The organism is Bacillus thuringiensis, from assembly GCF_001455345.1.
Classification (GTDB): Bacteria; Bacillota; Bacilli; order Bacillales; family Bacillaceae_G; genus Bacillus_A; species Bacillus_A thuringiensis_N.
This window is the reverse complement of the sequence record NZ_CP013274.1, coordinates 1,192,119-1,216,045: the sequence shown is the minus strand read 5'-3', so window position 1 is coordinate 1,216,045 and position 23,927 is coordinate 1,192,119. Positions and strand designations below refer to the sequence as shown.

Below are 23,927 nucleotides of genomic sequence, written 5' to 3'. Positions count from 1 at the left end.
GTTTCGGTTTGGAAGCTCCGAAGCCCATTCCACATCAATTCCATACTGATTCGCACCAACCATCAGCTCTCTGACATGTTCATCATGTGTACTCTTCTTCATCAACGCTTGCATTTTTTAAGTTGCACTCATTATAGACCTGACTTTTTTCACAAGTCAATACTTTTTTAAAAATTTTATTTTTCTTTCCTTTCAATATTATATTGACAAAACAACCGCTTTTTATGTAAATATAATAAATACTCTATTAAAAATAAGGTTTTTTGTATGAATATTATATATTAAAAAAGTAAAATAACATCAAAAAACGCTTACATTTCTGAAAATTCATATTTCTGTATGGATTTTTCAGAATAATCATGATAGATTATAAATATGCATAACGCATCAAAAGACATGACAAAAGGAAGGGGAACTACATGAGTACGCAGATGTTAACTTTAACTTCTATCTCTATTTACATGCTCGGGATGTTAGTAATTGGCTATTTCGCCTATAAACGAACGTCCAACTTAACAGATTATATGCTTGGCGGGCGTACACTAGGCCCCGCAGTAACAGCATTAAGTGCTGGAGCATCCGATATGAGTGGTTGGCTTTTAATGGGCTTACCCGGTGCAATGTTTAGCGTTGGATTAAGTAGTAGTTGGATTGCGATCGGCCTAACACTAGGCGCATACGCAAACTGGCTTTATGTCGCTCCTCGCTTACGTACCTACTCTGAAATGGCAAACAACTCTATTACTATCCCAGAATTTTTGGAACATCGTTTCCACGACAAATCTCACATGCTACGCTTAGTATCCGGACTTGTTATTATGATTTTCTTTACTTTTTATGTAGCTTCAGGATTAGTTTCAGGCGCTGTATTATTTGAAAATTCATTTGGTATGAACTACCATGTGGGATTATTCATTGTTGCAGGCGTTGTTGTCGCTTACACATTATTTGGTGGTTTCTTAGCAGTAAGTTGGACAGACTTCGTGCAAGGAATCATTATGGTTGTTGCTCTTATTCTTGTTCCTATCGTAACAATTATGAACTCGAACGGACTTGGACCTGCATTTGATACAATTCGATCTGTAGATCCAACACGTCTAGATATTTTTAAAGGTGCCTCTACTTTAGGGATTATTTCTTTATTCGCATGGGGCCTTGGTTATGTTGGACAACCTCATATTATCGTACGCTTTATGGCAATTTCCTCTGTAAAAGAAATTAAAAGCGCACGAAGAATTGGTATGAGCTGGATGATTTTCTCAGTTGTCGGAGCAATGTTTACTGGTCTTATCGGTATTGCTTACTACTCACAACAAGAATTAACATTATCTAACCCAGAGACAATTTTCCTTGAACTAGGAAAAATTTTATTCCATCCACTTATTACTGGATTTTTATTAGCAGCTATTTTAGCAGCGATTATGAGTACAATTTCATCTCAATTACTCGTTACTTCTAGTGCTATAACAGAAGATTTATATCGTACATTCTTTAAACGTTCTGCTTCTGATAAAGAACTTGTATTTGTCGGTCGTATGGCTGTACTTGTTATTGCCTTAGTTGGATGCGCATTAGCGTTTAAACAAAATGATACGATTTTAGCTCTTGTTGGATACGCTTGGGCTGGATTTGGTTCTTCATTCGGACCTGCTATTTTATTAAGCTTATATTGGAAACGCATGACAAAATGGGGCGCACTTGCAGGTATGATTTCTGGTGCTGCGACTGTTATTATATGGACACAATTTAAATTCTTAAAAGACTTCTTATATGAAATGATTCCTGGTTTCGCTATTAGTTTACTAGTGATCATAATTGTTAGTTTACTAACACAACCTTCAAAAGAAGTTGAACAACAATTTGAGGATTTTGAAAAACAACATAATCTATAAAGGGAAAGCTCTGCTATCGTAACAGCAGAGCTTTCTTTATATCAAAGTTCGACAATCTTCTCCTCGAATTTAACAATTTCTTTATGTTTCGTTAAATTAAACATAACACTACTCCTTTATAGTAGTACTATCAGCACTTATACAGAAAGGGGACTCCAACATGTTAGCAGCTTTCCAGCAACAACAAACACGTAAATTTTCACCTATCACAAATACTTCTGCGTCTTGTTTGAACATACAATCTAATCCACCTAAAATTTCAATTGCTCCTTCTGTTATTTCAGTCATCGGTGTTCATATGGAAAAAAATAAGTTGAAAGTAAGAACGGGACAAAGCATTGAGTTATCAGCTTCCGTTTTGCCAGTGCAAGCAACGAATAAAGAACTTATTTGGACAAATATGAATGCTGATGTTATCACAATGTATCCAAAAGATGATACGATAACGATTACTGGAAAAAGTGCCGGAAGAGCCGTCGTAATTGTCACAACTGCTGAAGGGAAGTTCCGTGACCTATGTATCATTCATGTACAACCTTATATGACAAATCCAAAGTAAAAGAGTGGCTACGAAGCCACTCTTTTACTTTGTGTCAATGTGTGGATTTTTCCTTTTAACTAAATTGATGAATTGTTCCTTATCTTTAGGAGAAATAATTTCTGTTGGATGTGTGCAGTAAACCATTTCAAGTCGGTCAAATGATAAAGCATGAGCTGCTACTGGATTTTTCGTATTTGAAATTTGTTTTATATCTCGTATAAATATGCGCTTTTTAACGAAACCCGATTTAATAGTAATTCTTTCTTCTCCGACGATATATTTTGTTGAAAACCAACTCCACATAAATAAGATGGCCAATAGAATTGTGAAAAATAAAAGAAAATATTCTCTTCCTGCAAATATGGGAGCAAAACACGCTCCAATGACAACGAAAAAAATCGGATATAACCATGTATCTTTTTTTGATGGAAATTCCACTAAACGTCCCCTCTCTTGATTTAAGTCAATGAATCCCCTCCCCTTCCACTATTACAATAAAAACAACATGAGAATAGGAGGACATATTATGACAGAACGAAAGTATGCCTTATTTGCTGGCTTTTCTCTTCTTGTTATGGCATTCATTGCATTTTTTTCTTACGGTTTTGTTCATGGAAATCTCGTTGTACAAGAAGACGCGGGCGCGACATTCCATAATATCCAAACTTCAAATTCACTTTTCAAAGCGGAAATCTTCGGTTGGATTATCATTTTCATTACTGATATTGTCGCCGCGTGGGCTCTTTATTTCTTTCTAAAACCAATTCATACTAGCCTCTCATTACTAGCTGCCTTGCTTCGTCTTATGTATACAGCGATACTTGGAATCGCCATATTCAATTTAATATTGGCATTGCTACTTTCAAAAAGTATGATTGCGAATCCAGAAACATATGTGATGTTGTCTCTCAGTGCATTCGAATACATTTGGTCTGTAGGGTTAATCATTTTCGGCTTACATCTTTTCACTTTAGGATATGTAACTTTTCTATCTAAACAAATACCGAAATTGATTAGTGTATTACTATTCATCGCTGCTATGGGTTATATCGTAATTCACGTCATGAATACAATGTTTTCACAATATGATGCGATGATTTCCATTCTTAATGTTGTCTTTCAACTACCGATGATCGCAGGTGAACTTGGATTTAGTATATGGCTATTGATTAGAGGTGGAAAAGACTCTACTGTTTGAGTCGTTTCTTAATTCTACTTAATGATTCTGGCGTAATACCTAGATAACTTGCCAATTGATATTGAGGAACACGATTGATTAAATGAGGTCGTTTTTGTAATAATGATTTGTAGCGCTCTTCTGGTGTCGATGCAATAAATAATGTAAGTTCTTCTTGTACCTCACCAAAATTGTATTCAATCATTTGACGTGTCATTTCTTCTAACTGTGAATATTTCTTATACATGTCCTTTTCACAATACAGGTCGCCAACTACAACTAGACAGTCTTCTAAACACGTTAACGTATGCGGGGATGATTTATCTTGTTTATGATGATTAAAATTTGCGATTGCTTGTTCTTCTGTATAAAAATTTGATGTAACCTCTTTCCCTGTTTCATCTATACAATATTGCCTAATGCATCCCTTTAATACAAAATAACATTTCGAAGGAACATCTCCTTGCCTTAGGAGCACTGTTCCTTTTTTATATTCTTCAATTTGTAATTCACTGAGGATCGTGTGCTGCTCTTCTTCACTTAGTGTTGTAAGGTTCTGCATATACTTCTTTAATACTTCTTCCATTTTCCTCCCCCTTCTTCCTCTGTATTTCTATAAAACAAAAAGAGAAGCATTACAACTTCTCTTTTCTCCTCTACTATTATAATTCCTGCGTATATACTGGTTCGTTCACCACATCTTTTGCTGTTCGTTTTTGTTGCTGCAATAAGAAAACAGATACACCAAACAATACGAGCATGCTACCGATCATTTGCATAGCATTTAATCTTTCCCCAAGTATGAAGAACGCTAGTATAGATGCTCCAACTGGTTCCCCTAAAATACTCATCGAAATTGTTGTTGCATTTACGTAGTTTAATAACCAATTATTAATGACGTGTGACACTGTCGGCACGACCGCAAGTAAAAGAAAGACGGTCCAATCCCACTTTGTATAACCTGTAAAAGGCACTTGCAACACTATATTATAAATCCCCATAAAAATACCTGCGAATGCAAAAACAGTAAAGCTGTAAATCCAGTGTGATACTTTCTTTACTGTCGTTTGCCCGATAAATAAATAACCGACAACTGCTATTACACTTAAAAAGGATAATATATCTCCATAAATTGCTTGTTCACTTAGTCCTAAATCTCCCCAACCGATACACACTACACCTAGTATCGCAATTCCCATTGTCGCAATGGCTGAGTATGTTGTTCTTTCTTTAAATAAGAAAAAACCTCCAACTAAAGATACGATTGGTTGAAGCGCTAAAATAATCGTCGAACTCGCAACTGTTGTATGCTTTAAAGATTCAAACCATAAAAGAAAATGAAGTGCTAAAAAGAAACCAGATCCAATTAAAAACCCCCAATCTTTTATTTGAATCTTACTAAACTCTTCCCGTTTTTTCCAAACGATAGGCAGCATAATAAGTACGATAATCCATAATCGATACATACTTAATATGGAAGATGGTGCTGAGGACATCTTTACAAAAACTGCTGCGAATGAAATGGCTATAATGGAAATTGCTAATGGTAGTGCGATTGACTTTTCTTGTTTCAAATTCCGTCTCCCCTCTCACCTGTCAAAAATCCCACTTCATTATATCCGTTTTCTTCCCTAACTTAAATACTAATTTTTTAGATTCTTCGTACCATTATGGTAAAATAGAAACGAAAGCACCTATTAGTGAATATTTCTTTCTTTTTCACTACAAGCGTCGCTCTTACAATCATTACAGTAAATTTTATTTAGGGGGATCTACATGAATCAAACAATTGGGAGAATTGAAGAGATTTCATTTTATAGTGCATCACTTCAAGAAGATGTTACACTTCTCGTTTACTTACCGGTAAATTACACACCGCTGCACAAACATACAGTTGTAATTGCACAAGATGGCAGAGATTATTTTCAGCTTGGGAAAGCACACCGTGTAATTGAGCGCCTTCGTGAAACTGAAGAAATTGACCGTACAATTATTGTCGGTATTCCATATAAAAATGTACACGATCGTAAAGAAAAATATTTCCCAAATGAAGTAAAAAACGCTGCGTATATTCGTTTCCTTGCTCATGAACTTGCACCGTATATCGATGAAAATTATCCAACGTACCAAATGGGAAAAGGTCGTGTGTTAATTGGTGATTCTCTTGGCGGAACAGTTTCCTTTATGACCGCACTTATGTATCCGCATACATTCGGTAAAGTCGTTATGCAATCACCATTTGTGGACGAAACAGTGATGAACTTAGCAAAAGACTTCAAAACTCCGGAGGCACTGGAGCTTTATCACGTCATTGGGACAGAAGAAACAGCTGTAAAGCGCACTGATGGGCAAGTATCTGATTTCGTAGGGCCGAACCGTGAGCTCAATACACTTCTGACAGATAGAAATTTCATCACGCATTACGAGGAATTTGAAGGTAATCATACGTGGAAATATTGGCAAACTGATTTACCGAAAGCTTTCTCTCATATGCTATCAATGAAATAATAGAGAGCAGTATTCAGAATAATTTGATATAATAGATTAAGAGAGTTATTTTCTCAAAATCTAACTAGACTTACAAAGGGAGGAATTGGAACATGAAATTAGGCATTGTAATTTTTCCATCTAAAATGATTCAAGATAAAGCGAACGGATTGCGTAAACGTTATGATCCGCACTACGCATTAGTTCCGCCACATATTACATTGAAAACACCCTTTGAGACGCAAGATGATCAACTAGAATCGATTGTAAACGAGTTACATACAATCGCAAGTAAAACGAACCCTTTCACCCTTCATGTTGGGAAAGTTGGTTCATTCGCACCTGTTAATAACGTCCTTTACTTTAAAGTAGAAAAAACACCTGAACTTACTTTCTTAAATGAAGAAATGCATAGCGGGTTATTCACGCAAGAACGCGAATATGCTTTCGTACCTCATTTAACAATTGGACAAGGCTTATCAGACGCAGAGCATGCTGATGTGTTGGGCCGATTACGTATGAAAGATTTCTATTATGAACAACCAATTGATCGTTTCCATCTTCTATATCAATTAGAAAATGGAACATGGACTGTACACGAAACATTCCACCTTGGAAAGGGGAACAACTAATTTGCACGCACAGATTGTACAAACGGATGAACAACTAAGAGATGCCTTCTCTGTACGTAAACAAGTGTTTGTAAATGAACAACGTGTCTCTGCTGAAGAAGAGTACGATGAGTTTGAAGAAACTTCCATACACGTCGTTATATATGACAATGATGTTCCAGTTGGTGCTGGACGTTTTCGCACCATTGATGGCATTGGAAAAATGGAGCGCATTTGTGTACTAGCTTCCCATCGTAAAAAAGGCATTGGAAAAATTGTTATGGATGCACTTGAAACATATGCAAAGGAACACTCGCTACCAAAATTAAAGTTGCATGCCCAAACACATGCTGAAGATTTCTATAAGAAACTTGGATATGTAACGCATTCTGATGTATTTATGGAAGCAAATATTCCTCATATCGTTATGATAAAAGAATTGTAATTTGAAAACAGGAGGTATCCCCTCCTGTTTTTTACATTGCTATTTTCTTTTTCTTCCGCTAAAGTTAAATGTTGATGCTATAGTTTTGAAGGTGAATATATGACACAAGAAAAATTTTCACAAAAATCATTAACGCACGCTGATATTCCACGTGCAACATATCATATTCCGAAAACATCTACCCATTTAATTATGGAAGAAGATGCAGATGCGGCGTATTTCCGCGCTCTCGAACAGCAAAATGTATTTTTAAACGAGAAACAGTTAGAGGCCGTACGAACGACAGAAGGTCCTGTTCTTACATTGGCTGGTGCCGGAAGCGGAAAAACATCTGTTTTAACAACCCGCGTAGGTTATTTAGTAAATGTAAAACAAGTTCATCCGCGAAATATTTTATTGCTTACATTTACACAAAAAGCGGCTGAAGAAATCCGAAATCGTGTAGCAAATTTACCGGGTATGAATCATGCGGCAAGTAGCTACGTTGTTGCTGGTACGTTCCACTCTGTCTTTTTAAAATTGCTTCGTAGTCAAGGATATAATCAGCAAATTTTAGCAAACGAAAAACATAAGCAAATTATGATAAAGAAAATTTTAAAAGAGTTACGCTTAAAAGACGATTATGATGCTGAAACGATGCTCGCGATGATTTCACTTGAGAAAAACAAATTGAATCGTCCGAAAGATGTAAAAGCAAAAACACCCGTTGAACAAGAATTTAAAGAAGTATACGAGCGTTTTGAAGAAGTGAAACAACGATATAATTATATTGATTTCGATGACATCTTATTAGAAACATATTATATGTTAGAAAATAATGCTCCCTTGCTTACCCAATTACAACAACGTTTCCACTATATTGAAGTAGATGAGTTCCAAGATACATCGTATGCACAATATGAAATTGTAAAATTGTTAGCCACGCCAAGAAATAATTTATTTATCGCAGGTGATGACGACCAGGCGATATACGGCTGGCGAGGAGCAAGTCACCAAATTATTTTATCTTTTCCAAAAGAATTTGATAACACTACGATTATCGCACTGAATACAAATTATCGATCCAATCCTTTTATCGTCGGACTTGGAAATGAAGTTATCAAACTAAATCAAGAACGTTTTGATAAAGAGCTATATTCTGTTCGCGAAGAAGGTGTACAACCTTTTTACGCAAGACCTGCTACGACTCTTGATGAAGCAAACCAAATTTTGCAGCTCATTCAAGAAAAGATAGCTAGCGGTGAACGAAACTATAAAGATTTTTGTTTACTGTATCGCACACATTCCGTAAGCCGTTCGTTACTTGATCAGCTTACAATTCATAAAATCCCGTTTATTAAGCACGGTGCGAGTCAATCATTTTATGAACATTCTCTAATTAAGCCTGTATTGGATCATTTACGACTCGTAATTGAACCGTTTCGATTAGAATCACTTTCAAATATATTACCAACGATGTATATCGGGCGTGATGATTGTATTTCATTTATTGAACGTGAACAATGGAAGTATGGTGAAGGTCGTTTTCCTTCTCTTCTTCATTTCTTACTATTAAATCCAAGCTTAAAACCTTTTCAAGTGAAAAAGGTAAATGAGCGTATCGATTTTATTAAATTTATAAAAGAATTAGAACCGAAAAAAGCATTAAAAGAAATTATTCATGGTAAAGGAAAGTATTTAGAGTACTTACAAAGTAACGATCGTTCTTCCTTTACGATGCATAAAGATATACAAGAAGAAATGTTAGAAGAATTAATGGAATCGGCAAATCGTTTCACCGATATTCCAGCTTATTTACAATTTATTGGTGAAGCAATTCAAGGTCAAAAGGAAATGGAAGCATTAAAAACAATGCCGCAAAAAGATGCTGTTTCACTTATGTCTATTCATAACGCAAAAGGCCTTGAATTTCCATGCGTCTTTTTACTTGGAGCGAGCGATGGTATTCTACCCCATACTTCTTCTTTAAAAGATGCAAACGATCGTGTTACAGAGACTTCTGAAGCTTTAGAAGAAGAACGCCGACTACTTTATGTCGCAATTACACGTGCGAAAGAAGAACTTTACATTTCCTCTCCGCAATTTTTTAGAGGAAAGAAATTAGATATATCTCGTTTTTTATATACAATGCGAAAAGATTTACCTGAAAAGACATCCACTAAATAAGGATGTCTTTTTTTTTATTGCATTATGTACATCCCTACTATATAAATTCCCTGCTTTTATCGTAAGAATTAACGTAATATCAACCATACCTCATTCATATTGTAATAGTGTATGTCAGAACTCACGATAAGGAGTGAACATAATGAGCTGCAATTGTAACGAAGACCATCATCATCACGATTGTGATTTCAACTGTGTATCAAATGTCGTTCGTTTTATACATGAATTACAAGAATGTGCAACCACAACATGTGGATCTGGTTGCGAAGTTCCATTTTTAGGAGCACATAATAGTGCATCCGTAGCAAATACACGTCCTTTTATTTTATACACAAAAGCTGGAGTACCTTTTGAAGCATTTGCACCAACTGCAAGCCTTTCTAGCTGCCGATCTCCAATTTTCCGTGTCGAGAGTATAGATGATGATGATTGTGCTGTATTGCGTGTATTAACTGTAGTATTAGGTGATACTTCTCCTGTACCACCTGGTGACGATCCAATCTGTACGTTTCTAGCTGTACCAAATGCAAGATTAATATCAACCAACACTTGTCTTACTGTTGATTTAAGCTGCTTCTGCGCTATTCAATGCTTACGCGATGTTACGATTTAAATCTAAATAATGAGTTAAGCATGGATTGGGTGGCAGAATTATCTGCCACCCAATCCATGCTTAACGAGTATTATTATGTAAATTTCTTAAAATTGGGAACTTGTCTAGAACATAGAACCTGTCCTTTTCATTAACTGAAAGTAGAAACAGATAAAGGAGTGAAAAACATGTTCTCTTCTGATTGCGAATTTACTAAAATCGATTGTGAGGCAAAACCAGCTAGTACACTACCTGCCTTCGGTTTTGCTTTCAACGCGTCTGCACCTCAGTTCGCTTCATTATTTACACCACTACTATTACCTAGCGTAAGTCCAAACCCAAATATTACTGTTCCTGTAATAAATGATACAGTAAGTGTCGGAGACGGCATCCGAATTCTACGAGCTGGTATTTATCAAATCAGTTATACATTAACAATTAGTCTTGATAATGTACCTGTTGCACCAGAAGCTGGTCGTTTCTTCTTATCATTAAATACACCAGCTAACATAATTCCTGGATCAGGTACAGCGGTTCGTTCTAACGTTATTGGTACTGGTGAAGTAGACGTATCCAGCGGTGTTATTCTTATTAACTTAAACCCTGGTGACTTAATTCAAATTGTACCAGTCGAGTTAATTGGAACTGTAGACATCCGTGCTGCAGCACTAACAGTTGCACAAATTAGCTAGTAAAAAGCGGTATTTCTAATACAGAAATACCGCTTTTTATATATAATAAAAAACACTCACAGTAACATGAGTGTTTCATTCTTCATAGTGTTTTATTGTGTTCTTTTTTTTACCACAATTACATCCTTTTTTCTTCACAAAACCTTGTTGTTGCAATTGTTCTTGATATGCCTGTTGTTGTGCATGGTGCTGTTGCTGTATGTTATACCATTGCTGCAGGTCATATGAATTTTGCCTTGGATTATTGCTCACAGCAAACATCTCCTCTACTGTCAATTCTGTCTATTTACTATATGAACAACTTTTTATTTCCGTTCCCTCATTCTTTTAAACTCCGCATTTTCTCGTATTATGAAAATATATTATTCTCCCATAAAGTATCCTGTAATCGTTTCAATGATTGCTGCTGCTCCTGCAATAGCTAATAATGCAAGTAACGGCTCTGCAACGATAGGAATCCAATTATATAAAACTAATAAAAAAGCACTAACCCATACACCTGTACACCAATAACAGCTTAATAATTCGCCAATCCACTTTCTTAATCCTTTCCCTTTTACTTTTGTAAAAGTTGATACACTTCCATCCGGCTCTGTAATCTCTAATTCATCAATAAACGGCCTTCGCAAAAAAGCTGTAATTTTATCATAAACAATTAAACGGGTTAGCCTAAAAGCAGCTAACGCAAAAATAAAAAATAAAAGCCAACTTGTAAACAGCATAATTCCACCTTCCTTTATCTTCTTTCGCCTATTTAAAAAAAAAGGTCTTGAGATTGTGACCAAATCTCCTCAACTCCAATATCTTATTAATGTAAATACAAACAAGAAGATAAGGAGTGACATTAATGAGTTGTAACGAAAATAAACACCATGGCTCTTCTCATTGTGTAGTTGACGTTGTAAAATTCATCAATGAATTACAAGATTGTTCTACAACAACGTGTGGATCTGGTTGTGAAATCCCATTTTTAGGAGCACACAATAGTGCTTCAGTAGCAAATACACGCCCTTTTATTTTATACACAAAAACTGGAGAACCTTTTGAAGCATTTGCACCAACTGCAAGCCTTGTTAGCTGCCGATCTCCAATTTTCCGTGTGGAAAGTGTAGATGATGATAGCTGTGCTGTGCTACGTGTATTAACTGTAGTATTAGGTGACGGTTCTCCTGTACCACCTGGTGATGATCCAATTTGTACGTTTTTAGCTGTACCAAATGCAAGATTAGTATCGACTAACACTTGTCTTACTGTTGATTTAAACTGCTTCTGTGCGATTCAGTGCTTACGCGACGTTTCTATCTAATAAGTGAAGTAAACAAAAAAACTATTGGGGTGGTAGAAGATTTCTACCACCTTTACATATTTAAAAGCCGGCCATACTAATCGATTGGATATCATCTATAGACAACCTAATATCTCTCATACTATTTTGCGGCATAATGGATACAATGCCATTACGATACGATATGATTGATCCAACATAAGAAACTGTAGCCGTTTTTATTCTGCACCTTACTTTCGGAATGTAATGAGGACGGTTTAATAAGAAATGAATTTTCTCATCATTATTCATATCCTTAAATGATTTATTATACGGAACAGTTCTCACTGGCTCTGGCTGTTCTTGTACTTGCTCCTCTTCTTCTATTTTTTCTTCTACTTGCTGCTCTTCTTGTTGTTCCTGTTCTTGTTCTATTACCTCTTCCACAGCACTACTTACAACATTTTCGTTTCTATTACTTTCCTCTTTTCGATCCTCATTTTCAAAGTTTGTTAAGATAATTCTTTTTATTTTCGGTGCAGCAAGTTCCAAATTTACTTGTGCAATATATAACAACGGTTTTCCAACTGTTGAACTTTTATTTTTATTCTTCACACTCGTCCCTCCCACTTCCATACGTAGCTGAATAAATCGTGTACTATTATAGTTATATTCATAACGTGGTAAGAACTTTCGTTAAAAATCGTTCTTTCCAGTAACAAATAAAAAGGACAATCTCAACATATAGAGATTGTCCTTTAAAATTTAATATTATATTTATCCTAGGATATGATACCCTGAATCAACGTGAATGTTTTCTCCTGTTACGCCGCGTGCTAAATCACTGAATAAGAATACTGCTGTATCCCCAACTTCTTCTGGAGTCGTTGTACGACGAAGTGGTGCGCGCTCCTCAATTTCTCTTAAGATTGAGTTAAAGTCGCCTACACCTTTTGCAGATAACGTACGAATTGGTCCTGCAGAGATAGCGTTAACGCGAATGCCATGTTGCCCTAAATCATTTGCTAAATATTTCACGCTCGCTTCTAATGAAGCTTTCGCAACACCCATAACGTTATAGTTTTTCACAACGCGCTCGCCGCCAAGATATGTTAACGTTAAAATATTTCCGCCTTCTGTCATTACTTTCTTCGCTTCTCTTGCTACAGCTGTTAAAGAGAATGCACTAATATTTTGTGCAAGTAAAAATCCATCGCGAGAAGTATCTACAAATTCACCTTTTAAATCGTCACGATTTGCAAAAGCAATACAGTGTGCTACACCGTGAATTGTACCAACTTCTTGCTTGATTGTTTCAAAGCAAGCTGTAAGTTCTTCATCATTTGTTACATCACAAGGTAATACAAGTGATTCTTGCCCTTCTAATGTGTCCGCTAATTCACGAACGTTTCTCTCTAAACGTTCTCCTGCATATGTGAAGATTAATTTTGCACCTGCATTATGCAAAGAGCGAGCAATTCCCCACGCAATACTTCTTTGGTTCGCAACGCCCATAACAACAAATGTTTTCCCTTGTAATAGTTCCATGATATATCCTCCCAGAAATACTTATACTTGTTATTAGTACCTGATACTATAATTATAGTACCATAAAACCTCTTAAAGGCAAACAAAAAAGTCATTAACTTAAATTTTGTTAATGACTTTTTGTTTCTATAAAAAAACGCTCTAATCCTTCTTCCCAAGTAGGCATTTGTAAAAAACCATTTAATCGTAGCATGTTATGTTGGAAGATAGAATATTTCGGCCTCGCTGCCGCTGCCCCAAATTCTTCGGTCGAAACAGGTACTACATTCACTTTCATATTTGCATGCGAAAATATTTTTTTGGCAAATTCAAACCAAGAACATGAACCTCTATTTGATACATGATACGTACCGTATAAAGAAGTATGAATGAGCTTATTAATCATCACATTTAAATCCGCCACATACGTAGGAGAACCGATTTGATCCGCTACAACAGATATTTCTTCTCTTTCTTTCCCTAATCGTATCATCGTTTTCACAAAATTATTTCCATACTTACCATATAACCACGATGTACGAACGATAAAGTATTTATTATGTAACTCTTTGACAAACTGCTCTCCCGCATATTTAGAAGCCCCGTATATATTGATCGGCGCCGGATTATGAAATTCATCGTACCCCTCCGGTCTGTCGCCTTGAAATACATAATCCGTACTAATATAAACTAACTTCGCCCCAACTAATTGTGAAGCAACCGCTACATTTCGAGCCCCTATTGCATTTATTACATAAGCAAGATCTCGCTCTTTCTCAGCTTGATCAACCTTCGTATACGCTGCACAATGAATAATGATATGTGGTCTTATTTCTTGTACCACTTGCTGCATTCGGGATATATTTGTTATATCTAGTAACTTTTTATCAAATGGATATATGTCATATTCTTTAGGATTTAACTCTTCTTGTAGTTGCTTTCCTAATTGACCATTTGCTCCTGTTATGATAACCCGTTCTTTCATTTATATGCCCCTTACTGTTTTAATGGTTTCCACCATTCCTTATTCTTCTCATACCATTGCACTGTTTCTTGTAATCCTTGCTCAAACGTATACTTCGGTTCCCACCCGAGCTCATTCTTCATCTTTTGTGCATCAATCGCATAACGACGATCGTGACCTAAACGATCTGTAACATACGCAATATCTTTTTTCGTTTTTCCTAAGAGAGTAATGATTTGTTCCACAACATCTATATTTGTTTTTTCATTATTTCCACCTATATTATATACTTCTCCTATATGCCCCTTATGCAGAACAACGTCAATCGCACTACAATGATCCGTTACATGTAACCAATCTCTTACATTTAATCCATCACCATATAACGGTAATTTTTTTCCTTCCAGCGCATTCGTAATCATTAATGGAATTAATTTTTCAGGATATTGATACGGCCCATAGTTATTGGAGCAACGCGTTACTATAACTGGTAATTGATATGTTTTATAATAAGATAAAGCTATCATGTCGGCGCTCGCTTTGCTTGAAGAATATGGACTATTTGGAGCTAACGGTGTTTCCTCTGTAAATCGACCTGTTTTCCCTAAAGAGCCGTACACCTCATCTGTTGATACTTGCACGAGTTTAATATGTGGATATTTTTTTACTAATTCTAATAAGGTGACTGTCCCAATTACATTTGTATCATAAAAAGGCATCGGATTCTCAATACTACGGTCCACATGTGATTCAGCTGCGAAATTGACAATTACTTGCACGTCACGTTCCTTAATAACGTGCTCCAGCAGCTCTCCATTTTGAATTTCCCCTTTTACAAAATAGTAATTCGGATGATCTTGAATAGACTTTACATTATTTAAGTTTCCACTATATGTTAATGCATCAAAGTTAATAATTTTATATGTTTCATAGCTTTGTAACATGTAATGAACAAAATTACTTCCAATAAATCCGGCCCCACCTGTTACTAATATATTCATAAACAACTCTCCTACTCAAAAACTATCTTCACATTCCTGAAGTAACGGTAATATTCGATCTTTATCAGACAAAATAGGACTTGTTACCGGCCATGGAATTGCTAAGTCTTTATCGTCCCAAAGTACCCCTGAGTCATGATTAGCACTATAATACTCATCTACTTTATACATAACAATAGTATGCGGGACAAGTGTACAAAAACCATGTGCAAATCCTTTTGGCACTAATAATTGCCGATGATTATCCGCGCTTAAAATATATCCTCTCCACTGTTTAAACGTTGGTGAATTTTTTCGCAAATCAACGATAACATCATAAATTGCTCCTTGCATAACTTGAATAAGTTTCGTTTGTGCTTTTGGATTTTTTTGAAAGTGTAATCCCCGAATCGTTCCCGCTTCTGCCGAATACGAAACATTATCCTGTACAAATGAATACGTAACTCCTAATGTTTCTAGCACCTTCTTATTATAACTTTCAGTAAAAAAGCCACGCTCATCTCCAAATAACCTCGGTTCTAACAATTTCGCGTCGGTAAAGTTTGTTTCTATAACTTTCATGTTCTCACCTATTCTCCGTTAAACTGTTTACCAAAGTTTATATCCCGCGCTAACGTATTCGCCCTTTGAAGAGAAACATGAGTTCCTGCATCAGTCCACCAACCGCTCATTTCATTATAAGTAAGTACCCCTCGTTTTAAATACCAATTATTGATATCTGTAATTTCAAGCTCTCCCCTTGCGGAAGGTTTTAATTCTTTTATATAAGAAAAGACTTTCGAATCATATAAATAAATTCCTGTGACTGCATAGGAACTTTGCGGCTCTTTCGGCTTTTCTTCAATTTCAATTATTTTACGATTTTGAATATTCGCTACACCAAATCTCTCAGGATCATCTACAGATTGCAGCAGTACTTTCGCACCTTCTTTTTGATTTGCAAACTCTTCAACATACGGACGAATATCATCCGAAAAAATGTTATCGCCTAATATAACTACCATGCGATCATTCCCAACAAAATCTTCACAAAGCCCTAATGCTTGTGCAATTCCGCCAGCCTTATCTTGCACACGATACGTAAAGGACACGCCAAACTCTTGACCGCTTCCTAAAAAACTAACAACATCTCCCATATGCTCTTTACCTGTAATAATCATAATATCTGTAATCTCACATTGTTTCAGCTTATATACCGCATGATAAATCATTGGATAACGTCCAACAGGAAGCAAATGTTTATTCGTTACTTTCGTTATTGGATATAGCCTCGATCCAGTACCACCTGCTAAAATAATTCCTTTCACTCTGCATCTCTCCCTTATGATGGAGATAAAATATCTTTATACTGTTCTACAAACACTTTTCGATCTTTCTCATATGTATCCGCATCAAATTCATCTCCGTTATAATGAATACACCATAAATTTGATTGATTTGGGATACCAATTAAATAACCAGCCCTTTGAAACTCTAAAGACTGTGATACATCATAAAAGTGGAACCCTTGAAACAAATCTTCTCGCCACGGAATATCATACTGCGTTGCCATGAATAAGCCATCAATTGCCTGCACCGACATAAAAGATTGGCTTCCGTAAAACCCCTGATCTAAATTTAATAATTGATAATTCCGTCTTCTGTACTCAATCACTTTCCCTACTAAATTTTTCCCTTCCCACCATATCCCGTTACTCGGTAAAAATTGGGCTCCAGCTACTCCAATTAAGCCGAGCTTTTCATTATCTTTAAAAAGGGAAATAAGTGTATAAAACATCTCTCGATTAATAAGATAAGTATCCTGATGTATATAAACCTTATACTTCGCGGGATATGAAAGTGCTCGGTTATATGCGCTTGCCATACTTTTCGCATCTCGTATCGGAAAAATTTGTACGACATAATCAGGGGGAACAAAAAGGTTTCTTATTTGTCTCTCGCATTGTTCAAATAGCTCTTCATTATTTACACAAACAACAACTAATATTGTACGATCCTTCATTTTGTAGCCCCTCTATTCGTCTTGATTTACATCTGACATATAGTTCTCCACAAATATCTTTCTATACTTGTCATAGTTGGTCATATTCACATCAATATGATAGTGAATGCACCACGCATCACGCTGTACAGGAACCCCAACTGTATAGCCAGCTTTTCTAAATTCAAATGACTGAGATACATCATAATAGTCAAACCCATCAAACAAGTCTTCTCGCCAGGGAATATCGTATTGCGTTGCCATCAATAAACCGTCGATACATTCCACAGGCATAAATGTTTTTGAGTCATGATACGGCTGTTCTTGAGTTGCCATATAAAATAAATCGTTCATATAACCAATTACTTTCCCAACAACTCCCTTGCCTTCATTCCATATCCCGTTTGGAGGAACATATTGGGCTCCAATCATTCCAATCATTCCAAGATGTTCATGTTCGTCAAATAATTGAAGTAATCCATATAAAAATGCCACATTCATAATGAAAACATCTTGGTGTATATATACTTTATATTTCGCTGGATGCGAAATCGCTTGATTATATCCGCTCGTCATACTTTTCGCATTCCGAATTGGCATAAATTGTACAGTATACCCTGGAGGCACTGCTAAGCTCAATATATGTCGTACACACTGTGCATACATTTTCCGATCATTTATACATGTAACAAATAATATTGTTTTTTCAGCAGCACTCATAGCTGTGATTTTTCTGCTTCAATAATATACTGAAATACGACCGTCTCAGCCATGAAGCCACTTCCAAGACGATATTTTTTACAAATTCCATATAATTCCTCAATAAGTGGTTCGTACATTTTATGATCAACATATACACGATCTACTTTACTAATCGAATAACCTGCTTTTAAAAACATTCGGAGCATTTCATTAAATGTAAAGAAACGAATATGCGTTTTATCTAATAAACCATATTCTGTATACGTCCAATTTCCAGCAAGTAACGGCGCTAATACTGAAATGTGAGCAACGTTTGGTATACTTGCTAAAATCACACCATTTTCTTTTATATATGGCTTTACTTTTTCTATTACAGCCCACGGATCAAATAAATGCTCTAATACATCCCCAAATATGACGCAATCAAATTGCTCCTTCTCATACGGTATATCCATTGTTTCTATATCACCTAAAACAACATGATCTAGTTTTTCTTTTGCTTTTTCTGCTGCCTCTGGGAATGCCTCAATTCCTGATACACGTGTTCCATTTTCTTTAATAGCCGCTCCCAATGCACCGCTCGAGCAACCGATATCAAGAACTTCTTTCCATTCCTTTTTTATATGCTTTAATAAATTCGGATTCACTGCATTATAATAATGCACAGATTTTTCTTCATATAAAGAATTTTTTTGGGGATTCATTTCACACACTCCTTATACAAATTGAATTTGAAATATAAACTTCATAGGAAGTCTATAAATGTAACCAGTACACCGATACTTTACTATATAGCCAATCTATTAGAGTTAGAATCGTGATAAGTCATTTCTAAAAAAAACAACCTATAACGATTTATATTGTTTATCAAAAACACCCCGAAAATATTTGCGGTTATATTCAATTGCAGCATTATTCGGAACATAAGAAGCTGCTAGTTCATTGTAATAATAAGCTTTATCTTGCTCTCCTAACTTGCTATAACAAATACACATTTGTAAATAGGGAAGCCATGTGTAGCTCGCTGGACTATGAAACGGACTCTCCGTCGCCATTGGTACTTCCGTTGCAAGTTTAAACCAAAATATCGCTTCGTTATATTTTTGTTGTTCCATATATATATATCCTATTCTTGTACAATTCTCTCCTCTAGGAACATCATATCGAAACGACTTCACGCAAGATTCAATTGCCTTTTCCCATGATCCAAGCTTTGCATAGCAATCCCCTAACTTACCACATGCATAAATTTTCTCTTCATACCATCCTTCGTCTTGATTAAGGAATGTTTCATATAGCATAACTGCATCATCATATTTTTGATTATCCATAGATTCATTCGCGTAATAAAATAAATCTCTCGGACTCAATTCTTCTCCAGCTGCTACAGCATCTTGAAAAATTTTCAAATTACGATTTGTTACCTTTTTTTCTTTTTTATGTGTAATAGCAACATTACTACTAAAAGTTTCACCAGAAATAGCTAAATATTCATGAACCTTTCCAAACCATTGAAATTGTTTTTCACGCTTTACAAGTCGATTTCTTTTTGTACAATATAAAGGTTTCCCGCTAGAATCCAATGCAAGATGATAAGGCATCGAAACAGCATCAATTTTAGGATCTAATTCTCTTTTTAAGAGTTTCAATGCTTCTTGAGCATCTTCTAATAATACGTCATCTGCATCTAGCCACAATATATACTCTTGCGTTGCTTTTGAAAAAGAAAAATTTCTCGCTGCCGCAAAATCATTAATCCATGGAAAGTCATATATGTTAGAGGTATATTGAGCTACAATTTCTTTCGTTCGATCAATGGAACCTGTATCAACTATAATAATTTCATCAACAATTTTTCCGACTGCATCTAAACATCGACCTATTGTATCCTCCTCATCTCGAACAATCATACATAAACTAATTGTAATTCCTTGCTTGTTCAACATAATCACCCTCTTCCAAATCAATCATATGTTATACATACAATAAACTTTCCACTTTTTTAACTTGCACAAGCAGTTTAAGATTTCTTTTCAATAATTCAAATGTCCGTGTCATTTTCTTCCGGTTTTGCATCTACTATATAATGAACGCTTTATGGAGGTGAATTTATGTCAAATAATAATTATTCAGATGGATTGAATCCCGATGAATCTTTATCAGCTAGTGCATTTGACCCTAATCTTGTAGGGCCAACATTACCACCAATACCACCGTTTACACTTCCTACCGGACCGACTGGGCCGACTGGACCGACTGGGCCTACCGGGCCAACTGTACCAACTGGGCCAACTGGACCGACTGGACCGACTGGTGACACTGGTACAACTGGACCAACCGGGCCAACTGGACCAACCGGGCCAACTGGTGACACTGGTGCTACTGGACCAACCGGGCCAACTGGTGACACTGGTGCTACTGGACCAACTGGGCCAACTGGTGACACTGGTGCTACTGGACCAACTGGGCCAACTGGTGACACTGGTGCTACTGGACCAACTGGGCCAACTGGTGCTACCGGACCGACTGGGCCGACTGGGCCAACTGGACCGACTGGACCATCAGGGCTAGGACTTCCAGCAGGATTATATGCATTTAACTCCGGTGGAATTTCTTTGGATCTTGGACTTAATGCTCCAGTACCATTTAATACTGTTGGATCTCAGTTTGGCACAGCAATTTCTCAATTAGATGCCGATACTTTCGTAATTAGTGAAACTGGATTCTATAAAATCACTGTTATCGTATATACTGCAGCCGTAAGTCTATTAGGAGGACTTACAATCCAAGTAAATGGGGTACCTGTCCCTGGTACTGGAACGACTTTAATCTCAGTTGGAGCACCTATCGTTGTTCAAGCAATTACGCAAATTACGACAACTCCATCATTAGTTGAAGTAATTGTTACAGGACTTGGATTATCATTAGCTCTTGGTACGAGTGCATCCATTATTATTGAAAAAATCGCTTAATTTTTTCCCTAGCAGTAAAACTGATATCAGTTTTACTGCTTTTTCATTGGTAAATTCAATCATTAAATCCTTCTTTTCTACATAGTCATAATGTTGTATGACATTCCGCAGGAGGCACTTATATGGAAAATAAATCGGCTGTCCAGCTTTATCTTGAGTTACTAAAGAAAACAATTTTATTTGAAATATGGTTAGAATACGAACCATACTTACCTGCTTCGTTACATATATCTAAAGAACTATCATATGAACCAGTTACGGTTCCACTTCCTTTATTTCTTAAGCAGTATGTAGAAAATCACAATTTAAAAATCGTTAATCCTAACGTTTCAAACAATGAGCGTCAAGGTGGCAAGGATTGGCCAAGAGCTGCACACAGTATGGTTGGGCGAAAGCGTATGAATCAATTACAAGAGGCGATGGAAACTGTAGTCAGGGAAAATATAGAAGGCGATTTTATTGAAACTGGTGTATGGCGCGGAGGATCATGCATTTTTATGAATGGATTTTTACAAGCAAACAACATTAAGGATCGTACTGTTTGGGTTGCCGATTCGTTTGAAGGTCTGCCCGCACCTAACTTAGAACAATATCCGAAAGATTACGGTGATTATTTGCACACATTTGATTACTTACGAGTTTCTTTAGAAACAGTGCAAGAAAACTTTAAAAAATACGATTTATTAAATGATCAGGTAAAATTTTTAAAGGGTTGGTTTAAAGATACATTGCCTTCAGCACCGGTAGAAAAAATTGCAATTGCTCGCCTTGATGGTGATATGTATGAATCAACGATGGATAGTCTTGTAAATTTATATGATAAAGTTTCAACAGGTGGCTTTATTATTATTGATGATTATGGATTGATAACATGCGCAGAGGCTGTAACAGATTTCAGAAGTGAAAGAAATATAAAAGCTCCTATGACTCAAATTGATGATTTCGGTATTTATTGGCGAAAGGAATAGAATACAATTTTATTCTTTTGAGGGGGGGCTATCACACTACGGATTCATAAGAACCAATCGTGTAAAGTTCCCCTCACTATAAATGATTAACTTGTATAGGCAATAAAAATTTCTTACTTTACTACAAGGACGGAGTGAATGTATGAACGAAAATGAGAAAAAAATCACATTAATTCCACCCCCAGAACTCGTTCAATATGTAGGTGGTGACTTTGAAGAAGTCGGAAAAGAGTTTATACAGTATTTTATTGAAATTGGCAATTTAAAATCAAATGAAACAGTGTTAGATGTAGGATGCGGTATCGGCCGGATGGCGGTTCCATTAATGAACTATTTAAGCGATGATGGTGCTTATTATGGATTTGACTTATTTAATAAGGGCATTACATGGTGCAAAAATAACATTTCAACACGCCGTAACAATTTTCATTTTGAACATGTCGATATATATAACCAATTCTACAATCCCGATGGAAAAGAAGATGCTTCCCAATACAAGTTTCCATATGAAGATGAATCATTTGACTTTATTTTTTTAACGTCTGTATTTACCCATCTTCTCCCGAAAGAATTAGAGCATTACTTAAGTGAAATTTCTCGAGTTTTGAAAAAAGATGGGAGATGTTTTATTACTTTCTTTTTAATTAATCCTGAATCTTCCTATTACTTAAATGCAGGACTAAGTACGTTAGGTTTTTATCACCAAATTGACAATTGTTATGTTCTAAATAAAGATATCCCGAATTTCGCAGTTGCCTATCCTGAGGAAGATATTCGTACTCTATTAAATAAATATGGGCTAGAAGTGCAGACTCCTTCCCATTATGGTTCATGGTGTGGCAGAACTGAACACACAAGTTATCAAGATATTATTCTTACACAAAAAATTTCTGAAAGGTAGTTGTATATGGATAATATAAAAAATCCACCTCTCGTTTCCATCCTTATTCCCACCTATAATCGACCACATTATTTTAAAATTGCTCTAGAAAGTGCCTTAGCACAAACGTATTCAAATATTGAAATTATTGTAGGAGACGATAGCACAAATAATGAAACAGAAAAATTAATATACAGAGATTATTTACATAAGCATAAACATATAACGTACATTCGAAATCCCTCTACTTTAGGACAATTTCATAACGCCCTTATGCTCTTAGAACAGTCAAATGGAGAGTACATAAATTTCTTAATGGACGATGATATATTTTGTAATAATAAAATTGAAAAAATGATGTTTTATTTCCAACAAGACTTAAATAAAAACCTTGCACTTATCACATCCTATCGTACTTGGATCAATGATGATGGAGATATAATTGAACAACACCCCTCCATGAAAAAATTATATGATGAAGATACTCTACTCAATGGGAAAGATTTTGGAAACCGTATGCTTTTGGCGGGACAAAATATTATCGGCGAACCTACAATCGTACTCTTTAGAAAAAGTCTATTAACAGAACCTTTCGGCACTTTAAATGGCAGAAAATATGGTTGTAGTGTTGATATGGCCTCTTGGATCCATTTACTTTCAAAAGGTGATGCCATGTATATCACTGAGCCTTTAAGTTCCTTCCGCGTTCATTCTGGACAGCAAGTACGTCACAAATTCCTTGAAGGCTGTGAAGATTTTTCTCATCTCGTTTTAACCTCAAAAAAGTATGGTTTCTTACAAGACCCCAAACATTATAAAAAGGGTTTGATAAGAGCTTACGGATGGTATAAAAATGCGTTCAAATATTACAATCTATTTCCGAACCTCATTCCAGATATAAATACACATGCACGTCTTTCCTATTGTTTAAATATGATTACAAAAGAACTCCGTGCCATATAATCCATCACAAGGAAGGAGCTATTCCTTCTTTGTGATGTATGACTTCACACAAATAGTGGAATAAATGTATGCATAGTCTGCTTGTATATTATTTTTATCATG

29 protein-coding genes and 1 other annotated feature (1 of these 30 only partly in view) are annotated in these 23,927 nt (G+C 35.9%); of the genes, 14 read left to right on the top strand and 15 right to left on the bottom strand.

Going from position 1 to position 23,927, the window contains the following annotated elements:
• Positions 1 to 114, bottom strand: a binding site (T-box leader) (it extends 124 nt beyond the left edge of the window).
• Positions 115 to 419: 305 nt separating this feature from the next.
• Positions 420 to 1,892, top strand: a complete 1,473-nt coding sequence (gene putP / locus ATN06_RS06450) for a sodium/proline symporter PutP (RefSeq protein ID WP_060629981.1) — start codon at positions 420 to 422, stop codon at positions 1,890 to 1,892.
• 160 nt (positions 1,893 to 2,052) lie between these two features.
• The gene (locus ATN06_RS06445; RefSeq protein ID WP_060629980.1) at positions 2,053 to 2,451 is read left to right on the top strand and encodes an Ig-like domain-containing protein; all 399 of its coding nucleotides are present in this window, start codon (positions 2,053 to 2,055) and stop codon (positions 2,449 to 2,451) included.
• Between the two features lie 24 nt (positions 2,452 to 2,475).
• Here ATN06_RS06445 and ATN06_RS06440 read toward each other — a convergent pair whose 3' ends face one another.
• Entirely contained in the window at positions 2,476 to 2,871 is a 396-nt protein-coding gene (locus tag ATN06_RS06440; RefSeq protein WP_060629979.1) for a PH domain-containing protein, read from the bottom strand.
• An 88-nt stretch (positions 2,872 to 2,959) separates the two neighbouring features.
• Here ATN06_RS06440 and ATN06_RS06435 point away from each other — a divergent pair, with 88 nt between their 5' ends.
• Entirely contained in the window at positions 2,960 to 3,631 is a 672-nt protein-coding gene (locus ATN06_RS06435) for a DUF4386 domain-containing protein (protein ID WP_060629978.1), read from the top strand.
• Here ATN06_RS06435 and ATN06_RS06430 read toward each other — a convergent pair.
• Both ATN06_RS06430 and ATN06_RS06425 read right to left on the bottom strand, forming a co-directional pair.
• Positions 3,621 to 4,196: a Crp/Fnr family transcriptional regulator gene (locus ATN06_RS06430; RefSeq protein WP_060629977.1), complete on the bottom strand. Its 576-nt coding sequence runs from the start codon at positions 4,194 to 4,196 to the stop codon at positions 3,621 to 3,623. The genes ATN06_RS06435 and ATN06_RS06430 overlap by 11 nt on opposite strands.
• Before the next feature lie 76 nt (positions 4,197 to 4,272).
• Positions 4,273 to 5,184 (bottom strand): DMT family transporter, encoded by a 912-nt coding sequence (locus ATN06_RS06425; RefSeq protein WP_060629976.1) that lies wholly within the window; start codon positions 5,182 to 5,184, stop codon positions 4,273 to 4,275.
• A gap of 202 nt (positions 5,185 to 5,386) precedes the next feature.
• Between ATN06_RS06425 and ATN06_RS06420 the strand changes: the two genes are divergently transcribed.
• The 6 genes from ATN06_RS06420 (at position 5,387) to exsF (ending at position 10,603) form a co-directional block, all read left to right on the top strand.
• On the top strand, positions 5,387 to 6,118 hold the full coding sequence (locus tag ATN06_RS06420) for an alpha/beta hydrolase (RefSeq protein ID WP_060629975.1): 732 nt from the start codon (positions 5,387 to 5,389) through the stop codon (positions 6,116 to 6,118).
• Positions 6,119 to 6,210: 92 nt separating this feature from the next.
• A complete protein-coding gene (locus ATN06_RS06415; RefSeq protein WP_060629974.1) occupies positions 6,211 to 6,729 on the top strand; it encodes a YjcG family protein in 519 nt (172 codons plus the stop codon).
• 1 nt (position 6,730) lies between these two features.
• Positions 6,731 to 7,153, top strand: a complete 423-nt coding sequence (locus ATN06_RS06410) for a GNAT family N-acetyltransferase (RefSeq protein WP_060629973.1) — start codon at positions 6,731 to 6,733, stop codon at positions 7,151 to 7,153.
• Positions 7,154 to 7,252: 99 nt separating this feature from the next.
• On the top strand, positions 7,253 to 9,319 hold the full coding sequence (locus ATN06_RS06405) for an ATP-dependent helicase (RefSeq protein ID WP_060629972.1): 2,067 nt from the start codon (positions 7,253 to 7,255) through the stop codon (positions 9,317 to 9,319).
• Between the two features lie 142 nt (positions 9,320 to 9,461).
• The gene (gene cotY / locus ATN06_RS06400; RefSeq protein WP_060629971.1) at positions 9,462 to 9,932 is read left to right on the top strand and encodes a spore coat protein CotY; all 471 of its coding nucleotides are present in this window, start codon (positions 9,462 to 9,464) and stop codon (positions 9,930 to 9,932) included.
• A gap of 167 nt (positions 9,933 to 10,099) precedes the next feature.
• A complete protein-coding gene (gene exsF, locus ATN06_RS06395) occupies positions 10,100 to 10,603 on the top strand; it encodes an exosporium protein ExsF (protein ID WP_060629970.1) in 504 nt (167 codons plus the stop codon).
• Positions 10,604 to 10,678: 75 nt separating this feature from the next.
• On the opposite strand, the gene ATN06_RS06390 is transcribed toward exsF, so the two are convergent.
• Both ATN06_RS06390 and ATN06_RS06385 read right to left on the bottom strand, forming a co-directional pair.
• Positions 10,679 to 10,864 carry a hypothetical protein gene (locus tag ATN06_RS06390; protein WP_003266501.1) on the bottom strand — a complete coding sequence of 62 codons (186 nt, stop codon included), beginning with the start codon at positions 10,862 to 10,864 and terminating at the stop codon, positions 10,679 to 10,681.
• A gap of 101 nt (positions 10,865 to 10,965) precedes the next feature.
• On the bottom strand, positions 10,966 to 11,325 hold the full coding sequence (locus tag ATN06_RS06385) for a DUF1360 domain-containing protein (protein WP_000899662.1): 360 nt from the start codon (positions 11,323 to 11,325) through the stop codon (positions 10,966 to 10,968).
• A 125-nt stretch (positions 11,326 to 11,450) separates the two neighbouring features.
• Between ATN06_RS06385 and exsY the strand changes: the two genes are divergently transcribed.
• Positions 11,451 to 11,909: an exosporium assembly protein ExsY gene (gene exsY / locus ATN06_RS06380; RefSeq protein ID WP_060629969.1), complete on the top strand. Its 459-nt coding sequence runs from the start codon at positions 11,451 to 11,453 to the stop codon at positions 11,907 to 11,909.
• Positions 11,910 to 11,969: 60 nt separating this feature from the next.
• Here exsY and ATN06_RS06375 read toward each other — a convergent pair whose 3' ends face one another.
• The 10 genes from ATN06_RS06375 to ATN06_RS06330 form a co-directional block, all read right to left on the bottom strand.
• Positions 11,970 to 12,503, bottom strand: a complete 534-nt coding sequence (locus tag ATN06_RS06375) for a spore coat CotO family protein (protein WP_088116156.1) — start codon at positions 12,501 to 12,503, stop codon at positions 11,970 to 11,972.
• Between the two features lie 141 nt (positions 12,504 to 12,644).
• The gene (gene fabI, locus ATN06_RS06370) at positions 12,645 to 13,415 is read right to left on the bottom strand and encodes an enoyl-ACP reductase FabI (protein ID WP_000421885.1); all 771 of its coding nucleotides are present in this window, start codon (positions 13,413 to 13,415) and stop codon (positions 12,645 to 12,647) included.
• A 109-nt stretch (positions 13,416 to 13,524) separates the two neighbouring features.
• A complete protein-coding gene (gene rfbD, locus ATN06_RS06365) occupies positions 13,525 to 14,379 on the bottom strand; it encodes a dTDP-4-dehydrorhamnose reductase (RefSeq protein WP_060629967.1) in 855 nt (284 codons plus the stop codon).
• 11 nt (positions 14,380 to 14,390) lie between these two features.
• On the bottom strand, positions 14,391 to 15,359 hold the full coding sequence (gene rfbB, locus ATN06_RS06360) for a dTDP-glucose 4,6-dehydratase (RefSeq protein ID WP_060629966.1): 969 nt from the start codon (positions 15,357 to 15,359) through the stop codon (positions 14,391 to 14,393).
• A gap of 15 nt (positions 15,360 to 15,374) precedes the next feature.
• Positions 15,375 to 15,920 (bottom strand): dTDP-4-dehydrorhamnose 3,5-epimerase, encoded by a 546-nt coding sequence (rfbC, locus tag ATN06_RS06355; protein ID WP_060629965.1) that lies wholly within the window; start codon positions 15,918 to 15,920, stop codon positions 15,375 to 15,377.
• 8 nt (positions 15,921 to 15,928) lie between these two features.
• Positions 15,929 to 16,666 carry a sugar phosphate nucleotidyltransferase gene (locus ATN06_RS06350; protein WP_060629964.1) on the bottom strand — a complete coding sequence of 246 codons (738 nt, stop codon included), beginning with the start codon at positions 16,664 to 16,666 and terminating at the stop codon, positions 15,929 to 15,931.
• Positions 16,667 to 16,680: 14 nt separating this feature from the next.
• Positions 16,681 to 17,361 carry a glycosyltransferase family protein gene (locus ATN06_RS06345; protein ID WP_000654997.1) on the bottom strand — a complete coding sequence of 227 codons (681 nt, stop codon included), beginning with the start codon at positions 17,359 to 17,361 and terminating at the stop codon, positions 16,681 to 16,683.
• A 12-nt stretch (positions 17,362 to 17,373) separates the two neighbouring features.
• Complete coding sequence (locus ATN06_RS06340) at positions 17,374 to 18,060, bottom strand: glycosyltransferase family protein (protein ID WP_060629963.1); 687 nt, start codon at positions 18,058 to 18,060, stop codon at positions 17,374 to 17,376.
• Positions 18,057 to 18,746, bottom strand: coding sequence for a class I SAM-dependent methyltransferase (locus ATN06_RS06335; protein ID WP_060629962.1), 690 nt, complete (start codon positions 18,744 to 18,746; stop codon positions 18,057 to 18,059). The genes ATN06_RS06340 and ATN06_RS06335 overlap by 4 nt, the downstream gene beginning before the upstream one ends.
• A gap of 141 nt (positions 18,747 to 18,887) precedes the next feature.
• Positions 18,888 to 19,988, bottom strand: a complete 1,101-nt coding sequence (locus tag ATN06_RS06330) for a glycosyltransferase (protein WP_060629961.1) — start codon at positions 19,986 to 19,988, stop codon at positions 18,888 to 18,890.
• 165 nt (positions 19,989 to 20,153) lie between these two features.
• Between ATN06_RS06330 and ATN06_RS06325 the strand changes: the two genes are divergently transcribed.
• From ATN06_RS06325 to ATN06_RS06310, 4 genes are all read left to right on the top strand, one after another.
• Positions 20,154 to 21,014, top strand: a complete 861-nt coding sequence (locus ATN06_RS06325; RefSeq protein WP_060629960.1) for a BclA C-terminal domain-containing protein — start codon at positions 20,154 to 20,156, stop codon at positions 21,012 to 21,014.
• Positions 21,015 to 21,136: 122 nt separating this feature from the next.
• Entirely contained in the window at positions 21,137 to 21,982 is an 846-nt protein-coding gene (locus ATN06_RS06320; protein WP_060629959.1) for a TylF/MycF family methyltransferase, read from the top strand.
• 142 nt (positions 21,983 to 22,124) lie between these two features.
• A complete protein-coding gene (locus tag ATN06_RS06315) occupies positions 22,125 to 22,883 on the top strand; it encodes a class I SAM-dependent methyltransferase (protein WP_060629958.1) in 759 nt (252 codons plus the stop codon).
• A 6-nt stretch (positions 22,884 to 22,889) separates the two neighbouring features.
• The gene (locus ATN06_RS06310) at positions 22,890 to 23,825 is read left to right on the top strand and encodes a glycosyltransferase family 2 protein (RefSeq protein ID WP_060629957.1); all 936 of its coding nucleotides are present in this window, start codon (positions 22,890 to 22,892) and stop codon (positions 23,823 to 23,825) included.
• Positions 23,826 to 23,927: the final 102 nt, after the last annotated feature.

Coding starts and splice junctions, on each gene's coding strand:
- putP (WP_060629981.1), top strand. CDS start 420: ATGAGTACGCAGATGTTAACTTTAACTTCTATCTCTATTTACATGCTC.
- ATN06_RS06445 (WP_060629980.1), top strand. CDS start 2,053: ATGTTAGCAGCTTTCCAGCAACAACAAACACGTAAATTTTCACCTATC.
- ATN06_RS06435 (WP_060629978.1), top strand. CDS start 2,960: ATGACAGAACGAAAGTATGCCTTATTTGCTGGCTTTTCTCTTCTTGTT.
- ATN06_RS06430 (WP_060629977.1), bottom strand. CDS start 4,196: ATGGAAGAAGTATTAAAGAAGTATATGCAGAACCTTACAACACTAAGT.
- ATN06_RS06420 (WP_060629975.1), top strand. CDS start 5,387: ATGAATCAAACAATTGGGAGAATTGAAGAGATTTCATTTTATAGTGCA.
- ATN06_RS06415 (WP_060629974.1), top strand. CDS start 6,211: ATGAAATTAGGCATTGTAATTTTTCCATCTAAAATGATTCAAGATAAA.
- ATN06_RS06405 (WP_060629972.1), top strand. CDS start 7,253: ATGACACAAGAAAAATTTTCACAAAAATCATTAACGCACGCTGATATT.
- cotY (WP_060629971.1), top strand. CDS start 9,462: ATGAGCTGCAATTGTAACGAAGACCATCATCATCACGATTGTGATTTC.
- exsF (WP_060629970.1), top strand. CDS start 10,100: ATGTTCTCTTCTGATTGCGAATTTACTAAAATCGATTGTGAGGCAAAA.
- ATN06_RS06390 (WP_003266501.1), bottom strand. CDS start 10,864: ATGTTTGCTGTGAGCAATAATCCAAGGCAAAATTCATATGACCTGCAG.
- ATN06_RS06385 (WP_000899662.1), bottom strand. CDS start 11,325: ATGCTGTTTACAAGTTGGCTTTTATTTTTTATTTTTGCGTTAGCTGCT.
- exsY (WP_060629969.1), top strand. CDS start 11,451: ATGAGTTGTAACGAAAATAAACACCATGGCTCTTCTCATTGTGTAGTT.
- ATN06_RS06375 (WP_088116156.1), bottom strand. CDS start 12,503: ATGGAAGTGGGAGGGACGAGTGTGAAGAATAAAAATAAAAGTTCAACA.
- fabI (WP_000421885.1), bottom strand. CDS start 13,415: ATGGAACTATTACAAGGGAAAACATTTGTTGTTATGGGCGTTGCGAAC.
- rfbD (WP_060629967.1), bottom strand. CDS start 14,379: ATGAAAGAACGGGTTATCATAACAGGAGCAAATGGTCAATTAGGAAAG.
- rfbB (WP_060629966.1), bottom strand. CDS start 15,359: ATGAATATATTAGTAACAGGTGGGGCCGGATTTATTGGAAGTAATTTT.
- rfbC (WP_060629965.1), bottom strand. CDS start 15,920: ATGAAAGTTATAGAAACAAACTTTACCGACGCGAAATTGTTAGAACCG.
- ATN06_RS06345 (WP_000654997.1), bottom strand. CDS start 17,361: ATGAAGGATCGTACAATATTAGTTGTTGTTTGTGTAAATAATGAAGAG.
- ATN06_RS06340 (WP_060629963.1), bottom strand. CDS start 18,060: ATGAGTGCTGCTGAAAAAACAATATTATTTGTTACATGTATAAATGAT.
- ATN06_RS06335 (WP_060629962.1), bottom strand. CDS start 18,746: ATGAATCCCCAAAAAAATTCTTTATATGAAGAAAAATCTGTGCATTAT.
- ATN06_RS06330 (WP_060629961.1), bottom strand. CDS start 19,988: ATGTTGAACAAGCAAGGAATTACAATTAGTTTATGTATGATTGTTCGA.
- ATN06_RS06325 (WP_060629960.1), top strand. CDS start 20,154: ATGTCAAATAATAATTATTCAGATGGATTGAATCCCGATGAATCTTTA.
- ATN06_RS06320 (WP_060629959.1), top strand. CDS start 21,137: ATGGAAAATAAATCGGCTGTCCAGCTTTATCTTGAGTTACTAAAGAAA.
- ATN06_RS06315 (WP_060629958.1), top strand. CDS start 22,125: ATGAACGAAAATGAGAAAAAAATCACATTAATTCCACCCCCAGAACTC.
- ATN06_RS06310 (WP_060629957.1), top strand. CDS start 22,890: ATGGATAATATAAAAAATCCACCTCTCGTTTCCATCCTTATTCCCACC.